The organism is Actinosynnema sp. (assembly GCF_052038725.1).
Genome location: NZ_JBQGCX010001073.1, coordinates 1 through 1,928, shown reverse-complemented (window position 1 = coordinate 1,928; position 1,928 = coordinate 1). Strand labels below are relative to the sequence as shown.

The following is a 1,928-nucleotide window of genomic DNA, read 5'->3' as shown; positions in this document are numbered from 1 at the left end:
AGCCCCACCCCTCGGCCGCCGAGGCCGACGCGGTCAGCCACGCCCGCCCGAGCAGCTCGTCGCGCACCGCGTCCGGCTGCCGCCCGTGGAACAGCACCGCCCGCCCCAGCGGGGCCGCCAGCTCCCGCAACCGCTCCCGCTCCGGCCCGTCGCCGACGAAGTGCACCACCAGGTCGGGGAACCGCGCCAGCACCTCGGGCAGCCGCTCCAGCAGCAGGTCGACCCGCTTGTGCGGCACCAGCCTGCCCACCACCACGATCGTCGGCGCGGCCGTCCGCCCGACCTCCGGGAACACCCGCGCGGTCCCGTTCGGCACGATGAACACCGGGGCGCGCAGCTTCAGCCGCCCCCGCATCTCCCGCCGGGTCGACGGCGACACCGCCACGTGCGCCCGCCCGCCGTACACCCGCCGCGACACCGGGCCCTCCAGCCACCGCCCCACCGCCGCCAGCGGCCGGGGGAAGCGCAGCGCGAACTGGTCCTGGTGCACGTGGTGCACCGGCTGCACCACCGGTGTCGCGCGCGGCAGGAACAGCGGCGAGAAGAACGGGATGCCGTTCTGGCAGTCCACGACGGCGTCGAACCGGTGCCCGTGCCGCGCCATCCGCAGCGCCGCCCGCCCGTACACGCCGAGCGTCCCGCCGGCCCGCAGGAATCGCATTCCGTCGATCACCTCGGACCTCGGCGCGCCTTTCTCGTGCGCCGTGAACCAGGTCACCTCCGCGCCCGCCGCGACCCACCGCTTGCCGATTTCGTGCATGTACTGCTCCGCGCCGCCCGCCAGGCTGTGCCGGACGTCCCGCCAATTCAGCACCAGCACGTGCCTGCCGAACAGCTCGACCGCGCTCACCGCGCCACCGCCGTCCGGTAGAGGCTGACCACGGACGCGAAGGACGCGATCCCGTCGCGCACCGGGTGGAACGTGGAGCGCCGGTCGTCGGTCCAGTCCACCGGCACCTCGACGATCTCCCCGCCCGCCTCGCGCACCCGCCGCAGCAGCTCCACGTCGAACGCGAACCCGTCCACCCGGCACCGCTCCAGCGCCGCGCCCAGCGCGTCCCCGCGGAAGAACTTGAAGCCGCACTGGGTGTCGCGCACGCACGGCACCAGCGGTCTGGTGAGGGTGCGGAACACCCGCCCGCCCACCCGCCTGCCCAGCGGTTGCCTGGTCACGAACCGCGCGCCGGGCGCGTGCCTGGACGCGATGACGGCGGCGGCGCCCGCGCGCAGCTCGGCCATGGTCCTGGTCAGGGTCTCGACGGGCGTGGACAGGTCCGCGTCGAAGAAGCCCGCGTAGGGCGCGGTGCAGGCGGACAGGCCACGTCGGACCGCGGCGCCCTTGCCGGGTTCGGCGCAGCCGATGACCTCGATGCCGACCCGCCCGGTCGGCACGCTCGCGGCCACGGCCGCGCTGTCGTCGGAACTGCCGTTGTCCACGACCACCAGCCGGGACGTCCACGGCTGGGTCTCCAGGAAGGCCGCGGCGCGCTTCAGTGAGCCCGCTAACCGGTCCGCCTCGTTGAAGGCGGGAACAACGATCTCAAGCTCAACCGCGTCCGCGACGCGGCTCAGGCTTGACCTCATGGTGGGCTTTCCTCCGAAGCAGTGGCTGAACTTCTCCGGGCGCGCTCGTCCGCCGCAGGAATAGGGGGTGACGTAGCCGGGAGAAAAGTGTGCAGGGCGTCACGGGCCATCCGTCGACGCCATCACTGACGCACATCGGGGAGGCCCCGAGGGACGTTACCAAGTGTGTTTGCGAAAATCGTTCAGGCCCGGAATCTCAGGGGGCATGTCACACGAAAGAGTGGATATTCCGCAGGGGGTGACAATCATCGCCCGAAAATGTGATCCCACGCTTCTGTGAATAACGGGAGGGGAAATCCGAAAAATGCGGAGATGTTTTACGCGGAACCCGCGCCGCGCCAGGC

At 71.9% G+C, this 1,928-nt stretch carries 2 protein-coding genes; both read right to left on the bottom strand.

Features of this window, described 5'->3' with window-relative positions; genetic code table 11:
* Window positions 1–850: glycosyltransferase family 4 protein (locus ACTUAL_RS22580; protein ID WP_440901643.1), on the bottom strand; the 850-nt coding region annotated here is incomplete at its 3' end.
* Window positions 847–1,584: a glycosyltransferase gene (locus tag ACTUAL_RS22575; protein WP_440901642.1), complete on the bottom strand. Its 738-nt coding sequence runs from the start codon at window positions 1,582–1,584 to the stop codon at window positions 847–849. The genes ACTUAL_RS22575 and ACTUAL_RS22580, both read right to left, overlap by 4 nt.
* Window positions 1,585–1,928: the final 344 nt, after the last annotated feature.

Coding starts and splice junctions, on each gene's coding strand:
- ACTUAL_RS22575 (WP_440901642.1), bottom strand. CDS start 1,584: ATGAGGTCAAGCCTGAGCCGCGTCGCGGACGCGGTTGAGCTTGAGATC.